Below are 16,734 nucleotides of genomic sequence, written 5' to 3'. Positions count from 1 at the left end.
CCGAGGCGTTCGGGTGAACTATGGTTAAGGAACTCGGCAAAATGCCCCCGTAACTTCGGGAGAAGGGGGGCCACATCCGGTGATCATCTTTACGGTGTGAGCTGGGGGTGGCCGCAGAGACCAGCGAGAAGCGACTGTTTACTAAAAACACAGGTCCGTGCGAAGCCGTAAGGCGATGTATACGGACTGACGCCTGCCCGGTGCTGGAACGTTAAGGGGACCGGTTAGTCACATTTCGGTGTGGCGAGGCTGAGAACTTAAGCGCCAGTAAACGGCGGTGGTAACTATAACCATCCTAAGGTAGCGAAATTCCTTGTCGGGTAAGTTCCGACCTGCACGAATGGCGTAACGACTTCTCGACTGTCTCAACCATAGGCCCGGTGAAATTGCACTACGAGTAAAGATGCTCGTTTCGCGCAGCAGGACGGAAAGACCCCGGGACCTTTACTATAGCTTGATATTGGTGTTCGGTTCGGCTTGTGTAGGATAGGTGGGAGACTGTGAAGTCGCGGCGCCAGCCGTGGTGGAGTCATCGTTGAAATACCACTCTGGTCGTGCTGGATGTCTAACCTCGGTCCGTGATCCGGATCAGGGACAGTGTCTGGTGGGTAGTTTAACTGGGGCGGTTGCCTCCTAAAGGGTAACGGAGGCGCCCAAAGGTTCCCTCAGCCTGGTTGGCAATCAGGTGTTGAGTGTAAGTGCACAAGGGAGCTTGACTGTGAGACTGACGGGTCGAGCAGGTACGAAAGTAGGGACTAGTGATCCGGCGGTGGCTTGTGGAAGCGCCGTCGCTCAACGGATAAAAGGTACCCCGGGGATAACAGGCTGATCTTCCCCAAGAGTCCATATCGACGGGATGGTTTGGCACCTCGATGTCGGCTCGTCGCATCCTGGGGCTGGAGTCGGTCCCAAGGGTTGGGCTGTTCGCCCATTAAAGCGGTACGCGAGCTGGGTTTAGAACGTCGTGAGACAGTTCGGTCCCTATCCGCTGCGCGCGTTGGAGTCTTGAGAAGGGCTGTCCCTAGTACGAGAGGACCGGGACGGACGGACCTCTGGTGTGCCAGTTGTTCTGCCAAGGGCATGGCTGGTTGGCTACGTTCGGGAGGGATAACCGCTGAAAGCATCTAAGCGGGAAGCCTGCTTCGAGATGAGGACTCCCACCCACTTGATGGGGTAAGGCTCCCAGTAGACGACTGGGTTGATAGGCCGGATGTGGAAGCCCAGTAATGGGTGGAGCTGACCGGTACTAATAGGCCGAGGGCTTGTCCATGTTTGCTCGCGTCCACTGTTTGGTTCCCGGGTTGCGAACAGTCGCACCGGTTGAACCAGTTCACACAACTAAAAAGTGTGCTTGTTCGCTAGGACACTGTCGAGATCCCGCCACGGCTGGGGTCACCCGATAGCGTTTCGGTGGTCATAGCGTTAGGGAAACGCCCGGTTACATTCCGAACCCGGAAGCTAAGCCTTTCAGCGCCGATGGTACTGCAGGGGGGACCCTGTGGGAGAGTAGGACACCGCCGAACAATCTTTCTGGACCCTCGGTCCTGGCCTAAGCGCTGGGACCGGGGGTCCTTTTGTTTTTCCTCGAAGCGCAAGCTCCTGGACGGTACGGGAGACTTGCACTACAGCAGCACGATCCGACAGGAGTCACGTCGATGTCCAACTCACCCGAAGACCGGCCCGAACGCCCGGAGCGTCGGGACTCGCGCGGCGGCGAACACCGCCGTGACGATCGACGTGATGACCGTCGTGATGACCGGCCCCGCGGCCCCCGCCGGGACGACGACCGGGGAGCTCCCCGGCGCGACGACCGTGGCGGCGCCGGCTTCCGCCGTGACGACCGGCCGCGTGATGACCGCTCCGGCGGCGCCCCCCGTAGTGGTGGACCCCGCCGCGACGACCGTCCCACCGGTGGGGGGTTCCGTCGTGATGACCGGCCCCGCGTCGATCGTCCGGGTGGTGGCGGTGGCTTCCGGCGCGATGACCGTCCCGGTGGCGGCGCGGGGGGTGGCGGTTTCCGCCGTGACGACCGTCCCCGTGACGACCGCTCAGGTGGCGGGTTCCGCCGCGACGACCGCCCGCGTGACGACCGTCCCCGTGGACCGCGACGTGAGGACGACCGGGGAGGGTTCCGCAGGGACGACCGGCCCGGCGGCGGTGCCGGCGGTGGTGGCTTCCGCCGGGACGACCGGGCGGGTGGCCCCCCGCGCCGTGACGACCGTCCCGGCGGTGGCGCCGGCGGCGGGTTCCGCCGTGACGATCGGCCGCGCTACGACCGCCCGCGTGACGACCGGCCCAGCGGTGGCGGTTTCCGCCGTGATGACCGGCCGCGCGATGACCGCCCCAGTGGTGGTGGCTTCCGTCGCGATGACCGTCCTGGTGGCGGTGCGGGTGGCGGCGGCTTCGGTCGCGACGACCGGCCGCGCTATGACCGCCCGCGTGACGACCGGCCGAGCGGCCCGCGGCGTGACGACAACCGCGGTGGCGGGTTCCGGCGTGACGACCGGCCCGGTGGCGGTGCCGGTGGTGGTGGCTTCCGCCGGGACGACCGGGCGGGTGGCCCCCCGCGCCGTGACGATCGCCCCCGCGATGACCGTCCCCGTGACGACCGGCCGCGCTTCGACCGGCCGAGGGATGACCGTCCGCGCGATGACCGTCGTGACGACCGGCCGCGCTTCGACCGTCCCCGTGATGACCGTCCCACCGGTGGCGGCTTCCGCCGGGATGACCGCCCGCGTGACGATCGTCCGCGCGATGACCGTCGTGACGACCGTCCCCGCTTCGACCGTCCCCGTGACGATCGCCCCAGCGGTGGCGGCTTCCGCCGGGATGACCGCCCGCGTGACGATCGTCCCCGTGAGGACCGGCCGCGTTACGACCGCCCGCGCGACGACCGGCCCAGCGGGCCGCGCCGGGAAGGCGGCGGCGACCGGGACGGTCGTGACTTCGGCCGGCGTCCTTCGGTGCAGGGGCGCGGCCGGTTCGAGAACCACGGCGGCCGCGATGAGCGCCGCGACGACCGCGAGCCCATCAGGCGGCTGCCGATCCCGGACGAGGTGACCGGTCACGAGATCGACCCGAGCGTGCGGCAGGAGCTGATGAGCCTGCCGAAGACGCTCGCCGACGATGTGGCGCGCAACCTGGTGATGGTCGCCCAACTCCTCGACGAGGACCCGGAGCGGGCCTACGCGTACTCGCGCGTCGCGCTGCGGCTCGCCTCTCGGGTCGCGGCCGTACGGGAGGCGGCGGGCTTCGCGTCCTACGCCACCGAGCGCTACGCCGAGGCGCTGGCGGAGTTCCGTGCGACCCGGCGGATGACCGGCACGGTGGACCTCTGGCCGGTCATGGCGGACTGCGAGCGCGGGCTCGGCCGGCCGGAACGGGCGCTGGAGATGGCAGGCGCCCCCGAGGTGCAGAAGCTGGACAAGGCCGGCCAGGTCGAGATGCGCCTGGTCGCGGCCGGCGCCCGGCAGGACATGGGCCAGGCCGAGGCGGCCGTGGTCACCCTGCAGAGCTCGGAGCTCGCGGCCAGTGCCGTGCACCCGTGGACAGCGCGGCTGCGGTACGCCTACGCGGACGCGCTGCTCGCGGTCGACCGGGAGAGCGAGGCCCGCGACTGGTTCGCCAAGGCGCTGGAGGCCGACCACAACGGCACCACGGACGCCTCCGACCGGCTCGCCCAGCTCGACGGCCTCCAGTTCGTGGACGTCATCGACGACGACGGTGAAGAGGACGCGGAAGGCGACGACGAGACGCCGAAGGCCGCCGCCGACGCGCCCGTGGACGACGTCGATGACGATGACGACGACACAGACGTTGAGGACGCCGACTTCGACGACGCCGAAGACGCCGAAGACGAAGACGGTGGCGAGGACGACGAGCTGGACGCCATCGAGGACGAGGAGGATGACGACGACGCCCCGGCCGACGTAGTCGCCGAGGAAGCCGCCGTGCGGGCCGAGGTGCGCACCGCCATCGAGGAGGATGACGCGGAAGAGGCCGCCGAGGACCACACGGCGGACGGAAAGTCCGCCTCCGACGAGGCCGAGGCGAAGAAGGCCGAGGACCCGGAGACCCCCTCGTCCTTCCTCCGCTCGCCCTTCCGTGAGCCGGCCCGCGACGACCGCGACGAGGACTGAGACCGCCGAGGTCCGACACCGCCGAGGGCGGCACCCGCACACCGCGGGTGCCGCCCTCGGGCTTTCCCGGCCAGCGCCCGGGGACGCGCCCGGACGTCCCGCTCACTCCAGGTCCAGCCCCCGCATCACCAGGCCGCCGGCCGGCTTCGGCCCGAAGGACGTGGACTTGCGCGGCATCATCACGCCGTTGCGCGCCAACTCCAGCACCACGTGCTCACGTACCGGATGCATCAGCACCGCCGTACCGCCGAGCCGTTCGGCGAGTTCCACGGCCGCGGCGGCGTCGTGGATGTAGCGGATGTGGTCGGGGGAGTCCGGGACCCGCCAGACGCCGTCCAGGAGCGCGGAGTGCAGCACGGTGGCGTCCAGCCCCTGCCACGCCTGGGGCCGGTCGGGGGGCACCGTGTCACAGAGCCAGTCCCGGTCGGGGCGGTCCAGGAGGTGGAAGCCGTCGCCCGCGAGCAGGAAGGCGTTGCTCTCGGTGGCCGCGTCGGCCAGCACCTCCAGGGCCCGCTCCAGCGGGCCGCCCAGCGCTCGCACCCGGAAGAGGGGCTGCGCGGCCCTGAGCGCGATGCCGGGGGACAGTCCCGGCAGCAGTCGGTGGATGGCCCGTACCCGTAGCGGGTAGCGGGCGGTGTCGACCAGCAGCACCAGGCCGTAGTCCCACGGGGTGCCCGGCGGTTGGTCGGCCTGGAGGCGGCGGTAGGTGGCCCAGCGGTGGTGGCCGTCGGCGATCAGGGCCTGGCGGGTGGCGAGGTCGGCCTGGACGGCGGCGATCTCCCCGGGGTCGGTGAGCGCCCACAACCGGTGCCGGGTGCCGTCCTCGGTGGTGATGGCGAGCAGTGGCCCGGTCCGCTCCGCGGTGCGGTCGATGACCCGGGCGGTCGCCTCGCCGTCGCGGTAGGTGAGCAGCAGCGGTTCGAGGTTGGCGCCGGTGGCGCGCATCAGGGCGGCGCGGTCGGCGACCGGTCCCGGCATCACCTCCTCGTGCGGCAGCACCACGCCTTCCGCGGGCGGCGTCAGCCGCAGCGCGCCGATGACCCCGCGCTGGAGGTGGGTGCCGTCGATCTGCTCGTACACGTACAGGCCCGGCTCCGGGTCGGCCGCGAGCACGCCCCGCTCCCGCCATTCGGCGAGCGTGCGGGCGGCCTTGCCGTGCCGCTGCTCGGGGGTGGGCCCGGTCGGCAGGATGAGCCGCACCACGTTGTGCGGGTCGGCGGTCTCCAGGTGCCGTTGGCCCTCGGGCCGCACCACGACGTCGTACGGCGGGGAGGTGACCGCGGCGAGATCGCCGACGCGTTCCGGTACGTAGCGCAGGCCGCGGAAGGGCGCCAGGCGCAGACCGGGCGCTCGGCCCGCGCCGTCCTCCTGGCCGGGGCGCCGAGCGGGATCGTCGGGACCGGAGATGCTCACCAGCGCATGCTACGTCCTGGGCCCACCTGGTATGAGGGATCATCACGTCATCGACCACGACAAGGAGCGAGCCGGCCATGACCCTGCGGACCAGTCCGAACGGCAGTGAACAAGCGCTTGACACGCTGTACGACGTCGCGCTGCTCGATCTCGACGGGGTGGTCTACGCCGGCGGGGACGCGATCGCGCACGCCCCCGCGTCGCTCAAGGCGGCCCGCGGGGACGGGATGCGGCTGGCATTCGTCACCAACAACGCGGCCCGTACGCCGCGGACCGTCGCCGATCATCTGGCCGAGCTCGGTGTGCCGGCCGAGCCCGAGGATGTGATCACCTCCGCGCAGGCGGTGGCCCGGCTGATCGCCGAGCAGGTGCCGGCGGGTTCGAAGGTGCTGGTGGTGGGCGGCGAGGGGCTGATCGCGGCGGTCCGGGAGCGGGGTCTGGTGCCGGTGGAGTCCGCCGCGGACGGGCCGGCCGCCGCCGTTCAGGGGTATTCGCCGCAGTTGCGGTGGGCGCAGCTCGCGGAGATGGCGTACGCGGTCAACGCCGGGGTGCCGTGGTTCGCGTCCAACACGGATCTGACCATCCCCAGCGAGCGCGGGATCGGCCCGGGCAACGGCGCGGCCGTGGAGGTGGTTCGGATCGCGACCGGTGCCACGCCGCAGGCGGCGGGGAAGCCGCTGCCGCCGATGCACCGGGAGACGGTGATCCGCACCCGGGCCGAGCGGCCGCTGGTGGTGGGTGACCGGCTCGACACGGACATCGAGGGGGCGTACGCGGGGAAGGTGGAGTCGCTGCTGGTCCTGACCGGGGTGACCACCCCGGCGCAGTTGCTGGCCGCCGAGCCCAAGCACCGCCCCACCTATGTCGCGGCGGACCTGCGCGGGCTGCTCACCGCGCATCCCGAGGTCACGTCGTCCGGCGACGGCGCTTTCGCCTGCGGGGGGTGGACGGCTTCCGCGGCGTCCGACGGGCTCGCCCTGGACGGGGAGGGCGAGCCGATCGACGGTCTGCGGGCGCTGTCCGCGGCCGCCTGGACGGCCGCGGGTGAGGGTTCGTTCAGCGGTTCGGCCAAGGAGCCGCTCGAACGACTCGGCTTCAAGCACGGCTGAGGGCGCGGGGGTTCCCCCGATGCGGACCCCTGTCGATCCGCCGAGGCGGGGACGACCCCTCGCCGCGGCGGATCACCGCGCCCTGGCTGGTCGCGCGGTTCCCCGCGCCCCTTTTGGCCACGCTTCCCCCGCCCCGCCAGGCAACCACGGACCCCCTCTGGAGGCGCTGGGGGTACCCCCAGGCGAAGCTCTGGGGGAGGAACCGCGCCGCTCCCGGTTCCGGTTACAGCAGGGACCGCAGCCGCAGGACGTCCCGCAGATTCGCCTGCACCTTGACCCGGCCGCTGCCCCACGCCCGGGCGAAGTTGAGCTCGCCGCCGACCATCGCCACCAGGTCGTCGCCCTTTGTCGTCAGACGGATCTGGGCCTTGTCGGCCGGGGCGCCGGGCACGGTCGTCACGTCCTCGATCCGGCCGCCCGTCAGCCGGCCCACGAACGTGATGTCCAGATCCGTGATCCGGCAGCTCAGCGAACGGTCCAGGGCCGCAGCCGCCTTGAGGTCGCCGTCGGCCGCGGCGAGATTCGCCGCCAGCCGGTCCAGTGCGGCGCGGCACTCCTCGATGGTGGCCATCGGTGTGGGGTCCCCCGATCTCGTCGTGCGTCCGGATGACGGTACCGCAGGGGCGGTGATCCGGCTCCGGCGGCCGGAAGCGGTAGCGTCGTGACCACATGTGTCAGCGGCGAGGCAAGGAGTGAGAGCGATGAGGGACGCGTTGCGTACCTGTCTGCAGATCGCGGGCGGCCTGACCGAGGCCACCAGGCGCCGTACGGTCGACGCCGCCAGAGAGATGCTCGACCAGACCGGAGTCGACGTCGGGGCCCTTCAGGAACGGCTCGGCTCGGCCATCCCGACCGAGGTCCAGACCCTCGCCGAGGAGCTGATGGCCGCCGGGCGCGCCAACCGCGACCTGCTGATCGGGCTGATCCGCGAGGAGGTCGACAAGGGGATGGGCCGGGTCGGGCGGCTCGCCGACGAGGTGACCAAGGTGGGCGTCGTCCTGGAGACGCTGGAGCGCCGCATCCGCGATCTGGAGAGCCCCAGGTCCGCCGCGAAGCAGGGTCCCGCGCCGTCCGCCAAGGCCCCCACGGTCGAGCATGTGACCGTCGAACCGGACGCGGCCGGGGCGTTCGCCGACGGGCCCCCGGTCGCCACGCCCGCCGCGAAGCGGGCCGCCGCCGCGCGGAAGTCCGCGGCCAAGAAGACGGCCACCACCCGCAAGGCCGCCGCCTCGGATGCCGGTTCCGGCACGACCAGGACCACGGTCGGCGCCAAGAAGGCCGCGGCGGGGAAGAAGGCGGCGCCGGCGAAGCGGACCGCGGCGGCTGGGAACACCGCGGCGGCCGGGAACCCACCGGCTGCCGGGAGCACCGCGGCGGCGAAGAAGACCGCCAAGAAGGCCGCGCCCGCGAAGAAGGCGGCCCCGGCCAAGAAGTCGGCGCCCGCGAAGGACACCGCGCCCGCCCAGCCGATCCCCGCTCCGCCGGCCGCGGGCCCGGCCAAGAAGACGGCCGCCAAGAAGGCCACCGAGGCATCCGCGAAGAAGACGGCCGCCAAAACAGCCGCCAAGTCCGCCGCCAAGAAGACCAACGGCGCGCCCAGCACCGCCAACCCGTCCCGGACCACCGCTTCCGGCGCCGCCAAGAAGGCCACCGGGGCACCCGCGAAGAAGACTCCCGCGCCCAAGCCGTCCGACCTGCTGGAGCCGGGCCATGACTGAACCGCCCGCCGCCGAGAGCCTCGCCGTAGCCGAGCCCCTCGCCGCCGCCGAACCCCCGACCGCCACCGCCGACACCGCGGATACCCCCGCGCCCGGGCCCGCCGAGCCGCGGCCGCTGGGGGTGACCGTCGGGGCCACCGGGAATGCTGAGGTGGACGCCGCGGTTGAGCGGCTGGGCGACGCGGACGAGTTGCCGACCCAGACGCACATAGAGGTGTACGAGGATGTGCATCGCGGGCTGCGGGACGCACTCGCCGCGCTGGACGAGAACAGGGGCTGAACCGTACGTGGCACGACGCCGACTCGACGCCGAGCTGGTGCGCCGGAACCTGGCGCGCTCCCGGGACCACGCGAGCCAGTTGATCGCCGCCGGCCGGGTGACGGTGGGCGGCGCCACCGCGACCAAGGCGGCCACCCAGGTGGAGACCAGCGCCGCCGTGGTGGTGGCCGAGGACGACAGCGAGCCGGAGTACGTGTCGCGCGGCGGCCACAAACTCGCCGGCGCGCTCGCCGCGTTCACCCCGCTCGGGCTGACCGTGGCCGGCCGGCGGGCGCTCGACGCGGGCGCCTCCACCGGCGGCTTCACCGATGTGCTGCTCAGGGCCGGCGCTGCCGAGGTGGTCGCCGTGGACGTCGGCTACGGCCAACTCGCCTGGTCGCTCCAGAGCGACGCGCGCGTCACCGTGAAGGACCGTACGAACGTACGTGAGTTGACGCTCGACATGATCGGCGACCGGCCGGTCGATCTGGTGGTCGGCGACCTCTCCTTCATCCCGCTGGGACTTGTGCTGCCCGCCCTGGTGCGCTGCGCCGCGCCCGACGCCGACCTGGTGCTGATGGTGAAGCCCCAGTTCGAGGTCGGCCGGGAGCGGCTGGGCAGCGGCGGGGTGGTGCGCAGCACCCAGTTGCGCGCGGAGAGCGTCCGCAAGGTCGCCGAACAGGCCGCCGGCCTCGGCCTCGGCGCGCTCGGCGTGACGGCCAGCCCGTTGCCCGGCCCTTCGGGTAACGTGGAGTATTTTCTGTGGCTGCGGACCGGGGCGCCCGCGCTGGACCCCGCCGACGTCGACCGTGCTGTGGCGGAGGGGCCCCGGTGACCGAGAATCCGAACGGCGAGACCGTGAGCGGCGTCGGCAGCACCGGCGCCATCGACCGGCCCTTCGGCGACCGCACGGTTTTCCTGCTCACCCACACCGGCCGTGAGGCGGCCATCCGCAGCGCGGAGCGGGTGGTGCTCGGGCTGATGCGCTGCGGCATCGGCGTGCGGGTGCTGGCGGAGGAGGCGGTGGACCTGCCGCTGCCCGCCGCGGTCGAGCTGATCGGCGAGATCGGCCCCGGCGCGGTCCAGGGCTGTGAACTGATCATCGTGCTGGGCGGCGACGGCACCCTGCTGCGCGGCGCCGAGTTCGCCCGTGCCTCCGGGGTGCCGATGCTCGGCGTCAACCTGGGCCGGGTCGGCTTCCTCGCCGAGGCCGAGCGCGACGACCTCGACAAGGTCGTGGACCGGGTGGTCACCCGCCAGTACGAGGTCGAGGAGCGGATGACCCTCGACGTCCTGGTCCGCAACGACGGCCATATCGTGCACACCGACTGGGCGCTCAACGAGGCGTCGGTGGAGAAGGCGTCCAGGGAGCGGATGCTGGAGGTGGTCACCGAGGTCGACGGCCGCCCGGTCTCCCGGTTCGGCGGCGACGGCGTGGTCTGCGCCACCCCGACCGGCTCCACCGCGTACGCCTTCTCGGCCGGCGGCCCGGTGGTCTGGCCCGAGGTCGAGGCGCTGCTGATGGTGCCGATCAGCGCCCACGCCCTGTTCGCCAGGCCGCTGGTGACATCGCCCAACTCGGTGCTCGCCGTCGAGGTGCAGTCCGCCACGCCGCACGGTGTGCTGTGGTGCGACGGCCGCCGGACGGTCGAGCTGCCGGCCGGCGCCCGGGTCGAGGTGCGGCGCGGCGCGGTCCCGGTCAGGCTGGCCCGGCTGCACCACGCCAACTTCACCGACCGGCTGGTGGCCAAGTTCGCGCTGCCCGTCGCGGGCTGGCGGGGCGCCCCGCGCTGAACCCGCGCACGGCGGTCGAGCGGACGCCCGTCGCGCGGCGGGTGGCAAACCTCGTATGGTCGTATCCGTGTTGGAGGAAATGCGGATTCGGTCGCTGGGTGTCATCGAGGACGCCGTGGTGGAGCTTTCACCCGGCTTCACCGCCGTCACCGGTGAGACCGGTGCGGGCAAGACCATGGTCGTCACCAGTCTCGGCCTGCTCATGGGCGGCCGGGCCGATCCCGCGCTGGTCCGGATCGGCGCCAAGCAGGCGCTGGTCGAGGGCCGGCTGCGGATGGACCCGGAAGCGCGGGCCGCGGTGCGGGCCGAGGAGGCCGGCGCCGAGCTGGACGGCGGCGAGCTGCTGATCAGCCGTACCGTCTCGGCCGAGGGCCGGTCCCGGGCCCATGTCGGAGGCCGCACGGTGCCGGTGGGGCTGCTCGGCGAACTCGCCGACGACCTGGTGGCGGTGCACGGCCAGACCGATCAGCAGGGCCTGCTGCGCCCCGCCCGGCAGCGCGAGGCGCTCGACCGGTACGCCGGCGACGCCGTGTCGGTGCCGCTGGTCAAGTACGGGCACGCGTACCGGCGGCTGCGGGAGGTCGCCGCGGAGCTGGCCGAGCTGACCACCCGGGCCAGGGAGCGGGCCCAGGAGGCCGATCTGCTGCGCTTCGGCATCGAGGAGGTCTCCGCCGCCGAGCCGCTCTCCGGTGAGGACGCGGAACTGGCCGCGGAGGCCGAACGGCTCGGGCACGCCGAGGCGCTGGCGTCGGCGGCCACCATCGCGCACGGCGCCCTCGCCGGGAATCCCGAGGACCCCGAGGGCGTGGACGCCGGCACCCTGGTGGCCGGTGCCCAGCGGGCCCTGGACGCGGTGCGGGCGCACGACGCGGCGCTGTCCGCACTGGCCGGGCGGATCGCCGAGGTCGGCATCCTGCTCGGCGACGTGGCCGGTGAACTGGCCGGTTACGCCGACAACCTGGACGCCGACCCGCTGCGGCTGGCCGCGGTCGAGGAGCGCAGGGCCGTCCTGTCCCACCTGGTGCGCAAGTACGGCGGCCAGGGCGAGTACGGCGCCGATATCGACGGGGTCGTCGCCTGGGCCGCGGCGGGCGCCGCCCGGCTCGCCGAACTCGAGGGCGACGACGACCGGATCGCCGAACTCACCGCGGAACGCGACGTGCTGCGGGACGAACTCGGCGCACTCGCCCAGGGGCTGACCGACGCGCGCGGTGAGGCGGCGGACCGTTTCGCCGCGGCGGTCACCGCGGAGCTGGCGGAGCTGGCGATGCCGCACGCCCGGGTCACCGTCGCCATCAGGCAGACCGAGGCGCCCGACCCGGCGGCCGGTGTGGACGTGGGCGGCCGGGCGGTGGTCTACGGGCCGGCCGGCGCGGACGAGGTGGAGCTGCTGCTCGCGCCCCACCCCGGCTCCCCGCCCCGGCCGATCGCCAAGGGCGCGTCCGGCGGTGAACTCTCCCGGGTCATGCTCGCCGTCGAGGTGGTCTTCGCCGGCTCCGACCCGGTGCCGACGTATCTCTTCGACGAGGTGGACGCCGGAGTCGGCGGCAAGGCGGCGGTCGAGGTCGGCCGGCGGCTGGCCCGGCTGGCCCGCACCGCGCAGGTGATCGTCGTCACCCACCTCCCGCAGGTGGCCGCCTTCGCCGACCGGCAGCTCCTGGTGGAGAAGACCAACGACGGCTCGGTGACCCGCAGCGGCGTCACCGTCCTGGAGGGCGAGGCCCGCGTCAGGGAACTCTCCCGGATGCTCGCCGGCCTGGAGGACTCCGAACTGGGCCGGGCGCACGCCGAAGAGCTGCTGGCCGCCGCCAAGGCCGCCCGCTGACCCGGGCCGCCCGCGCCGAACGGGGCGGGTCGACGGAGAAGAGCCCGAGATGAGCGGCGCGCCGCGGAGGCCGGGGGCGTCGGCGGCGTCGAGGGCGCCTGAACCGGCCGCGCGGCCCGGGACGCCGCGAAGCGGGCGGCTCTCCGTGGCGATGGCCGCGGCCGTCGCCACCCGGGCCGCGTACCGGCAGCTACGGCGCCGGGTGCCGGTGGAGCCGCGGCTGTGGCAGCGGCCCCACCGCGCCGGGCGCGGGGTGGAGCTGTACGGCGGTCCGGCCGCGGCGGCCAGTGCGGCGGCGGCGATGGCGCTCGCCCGGGGGTGGGGGCCAGGACCCGCCTCGCCGCCGTGGGTGCGGCCCTGGCGGCCGGCGCGTGCGGTGCTTACGACGGCGGTGCCCACGACGGCCGCCGGGGCGCCACGGCCGAGCGGGGCTTCGGCGCCCATCTCGCCGCCCTGCGCGGCGGCGTACTCACCTCCGGCGGGGTCAGGCTGCTCGGTATCGGCGGCGCCGGGCTGGCGGCCGGGGCGCTGCTGAAGGCCCGCCCGCTGGACCGGCTGCTCGCCGCGGCGGTCATCGCCGGCGCCGCCCACGCGGTGAACCTGTTCGACGTGGCTCCGGGGCGCGCGGCGAAGGCGGTGATCGCGGCCGGTGTGCCGGCCCTGTTCCGGGACGGTCCGGGAGCCGTGCTGACCTCGGCGTCTGTGGGCGCGGCGGCGGCCGTCCTCGGGGACGACCTGACCGAGCGGATCAGGCTTGGCGAGGCGGGCGCGCACGCTCTCGGCGCGGCGCTGGGCGCGGCCATCGCCACCGCCAACGGGCGCGCCGGGCTGCTGCTGCACGTCTCTCTGCTCGTCACGCTGACCGCGATCGGCGACCGGATCTCCGTCCGGGGGCGGTTGTGGAACCCGCCTGGGATACGGCAGGTTGACCCCTGGGGCCGACGGGCCCACCCGTATGGGTGATCCCCGGCGGGGCAGGACCGGTGCGGCCTGGCATCCTTGACGGGTCGCCGCACGGTCCGCGCGAGAGCCGGAGTCCCGATGACCGTGAGCCGTCACAGCCGCCGCGCGGGCCGGCCCGTCCGGCCCGCGAACCGCCACCTTCCGCCCACCGGCGCCGACTCAGGAGCCCCGCCTCGCGTGAGCAGCACCTCGCACCCCACCCTGGGGCCGCTGCACGCCGTGCACGTGCTGAGCGGCGCGGCCGGAGCGCATGTCAGTTCGCTCGCCGGCGGCCTGGTCGCCCGCGGGGTCGAGGTCACGGTGTGCGGACCCGCCGCCTCCGAGGGGGACTACGCCTTCACCCGCGGCGGCGCCCGCTTCGTCCCGGTGGACATCGGCCGCCGCACGGCCGCCGACGCGCCGGCGGTCGGCGTGCTGCGGCGGATGTTCACCGGCGCCGGGGTGGTCCACGCCCACGGGCTGCGGGCCGGGCTGCTCTCCGCGGTCGCGCTCGGCGGCCGCCGGGTCCCCCTCGTCGTGACCTGGCACGGCGCCGACGCGCCCGGCGACGGTGGGATCATGCTGCGCTGGCTGGAGCGGCGGGCGGTACGCGGTGCCAGTGTCGTCCTCGGGGTCTCCTCCGACCTGGTGGACCGGGCCCGCGCCCACGGCGCCCGCGATGTCCGGCTGGCCCCGGTCGCCGTACCGCGTCCGGTCGCCCGGCCGCCGCGCCCGCCCGCCGACGGGGAGCGCCGCCGGCACAGGACCCGGGCCGAGTTCGGCGCGGTGGACCGGCCGCTGCTGCTCGCCGTCGGCCGGCTGGAACCGCGCAAGGGGTACGACGTCCTGCTGGACGCCGCCGCCCGCTGGGCCGGGGCCGAGCCGCGGCCGCTGGTCGTGATCGCCGGCGAGGGACCGGAACGCGGCGCGCTGAAGCGGCGGATCGAGGCGGAGAAACTGCCGGTGCGACTCATCGGCCGCCGCGACGACATCCCCGAACTGCTCTCCGCGGCCGACCTGGTGGTGCTGCCGAGCCGCTGGGAGGCGAGGGCGCTGATCGCCCAGGAGGCGCTGCACGCCGGGGTGCCGCTGGTGGCCACCGCCGTGGGCGGTATCCCGGAGCTCGTCGGTGAGGCGGCGGTCCTGGTCCCGCCGGGTGACTCCGCCGCGCTCGCCGGTGCCGTCACCGCCCTGCTCGGCGACCCGGCCCGGCGCGGCACCCTCACCGCCGCCGGCCGCGCCCAGGCCGCAAGCTGGCCGACCGAGGACGACACGGTGGCCCAAGTGCTCAGCGTCTACGACGAGTTGATCCAAGCCAGCTAAAGCCGGCCCAAGGCCGGATCTGCTATGCGGGCCGGGCCCGGCTTTCGCCGGGCCCGGTACCGCTCAGGCGCCGAACGCCCCCGCGGCGGTGAGGCGGAGCGCGGTGTCGATCAGTGGCACATGGCTGAACGCCTGTGGGAAGTTCCCCACCTGGCGCTGCCGGCGCGGGTCCCACTCCTCGGCGAGCAGGCCCAGATCGTTGCGCAGGGCCAGCAGCCGCTCGAAGAGGCGCCGCGCCTCCTCCACCCGGCCGATCATCGCCAGGTCGTCGGCGAGCCAGAACGAACAGGCCAGGAAGGCCCCTTCGTCACCCGGCAGACCGTCGAGGTTCTCCTCGCCGCTGGTGGCGCCGCTCGTCGTGGGGTAGCGCAGCACGAAGCCGTCCGTGGTGGACAGTTCGCGCTGGATCGCCTCGATGGTGCCGATCACCCGCTTGTCGTCGGGCGGCAGGAAGCCCATCTGCGGGATCAGCAGCAGCGAGGCGTCCAGTTCGCGTGAGCCGTACGACTGGGTGAAGGTGTTGCGCTCCCGGTCGTAGCCCTTCTCGCAGACGTCGTAGTGGATGTCCTCACGCAGCTCCTTGAGCCGCTCCAGCGGACCGTCCACCTCGCCGGACTCGATCAGCTTGACCGTGCGGTCCACGGCCACCCACGCCATCACCTTGGAGTGCACGAAGTGGCGGCGCGGGCCGCGCACCTCCCAGATGCCCTCGTCCGGCTCGTTCCAGTGGTTCTCCAGGTAGCGGATCAGCTTGAGCTGGAGCAGACTCGCGTAGTCGTTGCGGGCCAGGCCGGTCATGTGCGCCAGGTGCAGCGCCTCGGTGACCTCGCCGTACACATCGAGCTGGAGCTGGTGCGCGGCCCCGTTGCCGATCCGGACCGGCATGGAGCCCTCGTAGCCCGGCAGCCAGTGCAGCTCGTTCTCACCCAGCTCCCGCTCGCCGGCGATGCCGTACATGATCTGCAGGTTCTCCGGATCGCCCGCCACCGCCCGCAGCAGCCACTCCCGCCAGGCGCGGGCCTCGTCCCGGTAGCCGGTGCGCAGCAGCGAGGAGAGGGTGATCGCGGCGTCCCGCAGCCAGGTGAAGCGGTAGTCCCAGTTGCGCACCCCGCCGATGTCCTCGGGCAGCGAGGTGGTGGGCGCCGCCACGATCCCGCCGGTCGGCGCGTAGGTGAGCGCCTTCAGCGTGATCAGGGAGCGGACGACCGCCTCACGGTACGGACCGGTGTAGGTGCACTGATCGACCCACTCGCGCCAGAAGTCCTCGGTGTTGACCAGCGCCACCTCGGGCTCCGGCAGCGGCGGTTGCGGCTTGTGCGAAGGCTCCCAACTGATGGTGAACGCGACCCGGTCGCCCGGCGCGATGGTGAACTCCGAGTACGTCGTCAGGTTCTCGCCGTACGTCTCGACCTCGGTGTCCAGCCAGACCGAGTCCGGTCCGGCCACCGCCACCGTGCGGTCGCCCACCTTGTGCACCCACGGCGTGACCTGCCCGTAGGCGAAGCGCATGCGCAGAGTGGAGACCATCGGCACCCTGCCGTGCACGCCCTCCACGATCCGGATGAGCTGCGGGGCACCGTCACGGGGCGGCATGAAGTCGATCACCCGCACCGTCCCGCGCTCGGTGTCCCACTCCGATTCCAGCACCAGGGAGTTCCCCCGGTAGCGACGGCGGGTGGCAGCCGGGGGCGGTGCGCCCTCCGGCTGCGCTGGGCCCAGCCGCCAGACACCGTGCTCGTCGGTACCGAGCAACCCGGCGAAAACCGCCGGGGAGTCGAAACGCGGCAGGCACAGCCAGTCGACCGTCCCGTCCCTGCAGACGAGTGCGGCGGTCTGCATATCACCGATGAGTGCGTAGTCCTCGATACGCCCGGCCACGTGCAACTCCACTCGAACACGGCGCCGCCCCCGCGTGGGACGGTCTTTCGGTCTAGGGAACAACCCAGATCTTGGATCTGGGTTGGGATCTCGGACGAGCTCAACGATCCGGAAGAGGGCGGGATGGTGCCGTGCCGGTCTGCTCGCGCAATGCGTTCGAGCAGAATACGTCGTCGAGACGGACCGTGTGCGTCTCTCGGCGATCTTTGCTGAGCCGGACGGGTGGATCGGTTTCTTTTGCCGACACACAACCGTAACCATGAGGGAACCTGATATGTCGCGATGGCGTGCACCGGATCGCGAGGTCCGCACATCACTCCCACGAGCCTCTCAC

At 72.8% G+C, this 16,734-nt stretch carries 11 protein-coding genes, 2 rRNA genes and 2 pseudogenes (1 of these 15 running past the window's edge); 12 read left to right on the top strand and 3 right to left on the bottom strand.

Annotated elements, in window-relative coordinates:
- From OG519_RS06690 to OG519_RS06675, 4 genes and pseudogenes are all read left to right on the top strand, one after another.
- A 23S ribosomal RNA gene (locus tag OG519_RS06690) occupies nt 1-1,270 on the top strand; it begins 1,859 nt to the left of the window's first position.
- Nucleotides 1,271-1,406: 136 nt separating this feature from the next.
- Nucleotides 1,407-1,523 (top strand): 5S ribosomal RNA (gene rrf / locus OG519_RS06685).
- A 153-nt stretch (nt 1,524-1,676) separates the two neighbouring features.
- A pseudogene (locus OG519_RS06680) lies at nt 1,677-2,510 on the top strand (tetratricopeptide repeat protein); the annotation flags it as partial.
- Nucleotides 2,511-3,029: 519 nt separating this feature from the next.
- Nucleotides 3,030-3,702 (top strand): annotated as a pseudogene (locus tag OG519_RS06675) (hypothetical protein); the annotation flags it as partial.
- A gap of 539 nt (nt 3,703-4,241) precedes the next feature.
- On the opposite strand, the gene OG519_RS06670 reads toward OG519_RS06675, so the two are convergent.
- On the bottom strand, nt 4,242-5,480 hold the full coding sequence (locus tag OG519_RS06670; protein ID WP_405592519.1) for a DUF1015 domain-containing protein: 1,239 nt from the start codon (nt 5,478-5,480) through the stop codon (nt 4,242-4,244).
- Nucleotides 5,481-5,629: 149 nt separating this feature from the next.
- Between OG519_RS06670 and OG519_RS06665 the strand changes: the two genes are divergently transcribed.
- The gene (locus tag OG519_RS06665) at nt 5,630-6,661 is read left to right on the top strand and encodes an HAD-IIA family hydrolase (RefSeq protein WP_405579906.1); all 1,032 of its coding nucleotides are present in this window, start codon (nt 5,630-5,632) and stop codon (nt 6,659-6,661) included.
- 223 nt (nt 6,662-6,884) lie between these two features.
- On the opposite strand, the gene OG519_RS06660 is transcribed toward OG519_RS06665, so the two are convergent.
- On the bottom strand, nt 6,885-7,232 hold the full coding sequence (locus OG519_RS06660; RefSeq protein WP_405579904.1) for an SCP2 sterol-binding domain-containing protein: 348 nt from the start codon (nt 7,230-7,232) through the stop codon (nt 6,885-6,887).
- 130 nt (nt 7,233-7,362) lie between these two features.
- On the opposite strand from OG519_RS06660, the gene OG519_RS06655 reads away from it, so the two are divergent.
- From OG519_RS06655 to OG519_RS06625, 7 genes are all read left to right on the top strand, one after another.
- Nucleotides 7,363-8,379, top strand: coding sequence for a histone (locus tag OG519_RS06655; RefSeq protein WP_405579901.1), 1,017 nt, complete (start codon nt 7,363-7,365; stop codon nt 8,377-8,379).
- The gene (locus OG519_RS06650) at nt 8,372-8,659 is read left to right on the top strand and encodes a hypothetical protein (protein ID WP_405579898.1); all 288 of its coding nucleotides are present in this window, start codon (nt 8,372-8,374) and stop codon (nt 8,657-8,659) included. The genes OG519_RS06655 and OG519_RS06650 overlap by 8 nt, the downstream gene beginning before the upstream one ends.
- A gap of 7 nt (nt 8,660-8,666) precedes the next feature.
- The gene (locus tag OG519_RS06645) at nt 8,667-9,473 is read left to right on the top strand and encodes a TlyA family RNA methyltransferase (RefSeq protein WP_405579895.1); all 807 of its coding nucleotides are present in this window, start codon (nt 8,667-8,669) and stop codon (nt 9,471-9,473) included.
- Nucleotides 9,474-9,496: 23 nt separating this feature from the next.
- Nucleotides 9,497-10,432: an NAD kinase gene (locus OG519_RS06640; protein ID WP_405592517.1), complete on the top strand. Its 936-nt coding sequence runs from the start codon at nt 9,497-9,499 to the stop codon at nt 10,430-10,432.
- Between the two features lie 55 nt (nt 10,433-10,487).
- Nucleotides 10,488-12,257, top strand: coding sequence for a DNA repair protein RecN (gene recN / locus OG519_RS06635; RefSeq protein ID WP_405579892.1), 1,770 nt, complete (start codon nt 10,488-10,490; stop codon nt 12,255-12,257).
- A 318-nt stretch (nt 12,258-12,575) separates the two neighbouring features.
- Nucleotides 12,576-13,220 carry a hypothetical protein gene (locus OG519_RS06630; RefSeq protein WP_405579889.1) on the top strand — a complete coding sequence of 215 codons (645 nt, stop codon included), beginning with the start codon at nt 12,576-12,578 and terminating at the stop codon, nt 13,218-13,220.
- Between the two features lie 177 nt (nt 13,221-13,397).
- Nucleotides 13,398-14,522, top strand: coding sequence for a glycosyltransferase family 4 protein (locus OG519_RS06625; protein WP_405579886.1), 1,125 nt, complete (start codon nt 13,398-13,400; stop codon nt 14,520-14,522).
- Between the two features lie 63 nt (nt 14,523-14,585).
- On the opposite strand, the gene OG519_RS06620 is transcribed toward OG519_RS06625, so the two are convergent.
- A complete protein-coding gene (locus tag OG519_RS06620) occupies nt 14,586-16,412 on the bottom strand; it encodes a glycoside hydrolase family 15 protein (RefSeq protein ID WP_405579883.1) in 1,827 nt (608 codons plus the stop codon).
- Nucleotides 16,413-16,734: the final 322 nt, after the last annotated feature.

Source organism: Streptomyces sp. NBC_01190 (assembly GCF_045039895.1).
In the GTDB taxonomy this organism is placed as follows: Bacteria; Actinomycetota; Actinomycetes; order Streptomycetales; family Streptomycetaceae; genus Actinacidiphila.
The sequence above is the reverse complement of the archived record's forward strand: the minus strand, read 5'-3'. Positions and strand labels throughout refer to the sequence as shown.

Excerpts from the sequence above, each read along its gene's own strand:
- recN (WP_405579892.1), top strand. The coding sequence starts at position 10,488 with ATGGTCGTATCCGTGTTGGAGGAAATGCGGATTCGGTCGCTGGGTGTC.
- OG519_RS06655 (WP_405579901.1), top strand. The coding sequence starts at position 7,363 with ATGAGGGACGCGTTGCGTACCTGTCTGCAGATCGCGGGCGGCCTGACC.
- OG519_RS06665 (WP_405579906.1), top strand. The coding sequence starts at position 5,630 with ATGACCCTGCGGACCAGTCCGAACGGCAGTGAACAAGCGCTTGACACG.
- OG519_RS06650 (WP_405579898.1), top strand. The coding sequence starts at position 8,372 with ATGACTGAACCGCCCGCCGCCGAGAGCCTCGCCGTAGCCGAGCCCCTC.
- OG519_RS06660 (WP_405579904.1), bottom strand. The coding sequence starts at position 7,232 with ATGGCCACCATCGAGGAGTGCCGCGCCGCACTGGACCGGCTGGCGGCG.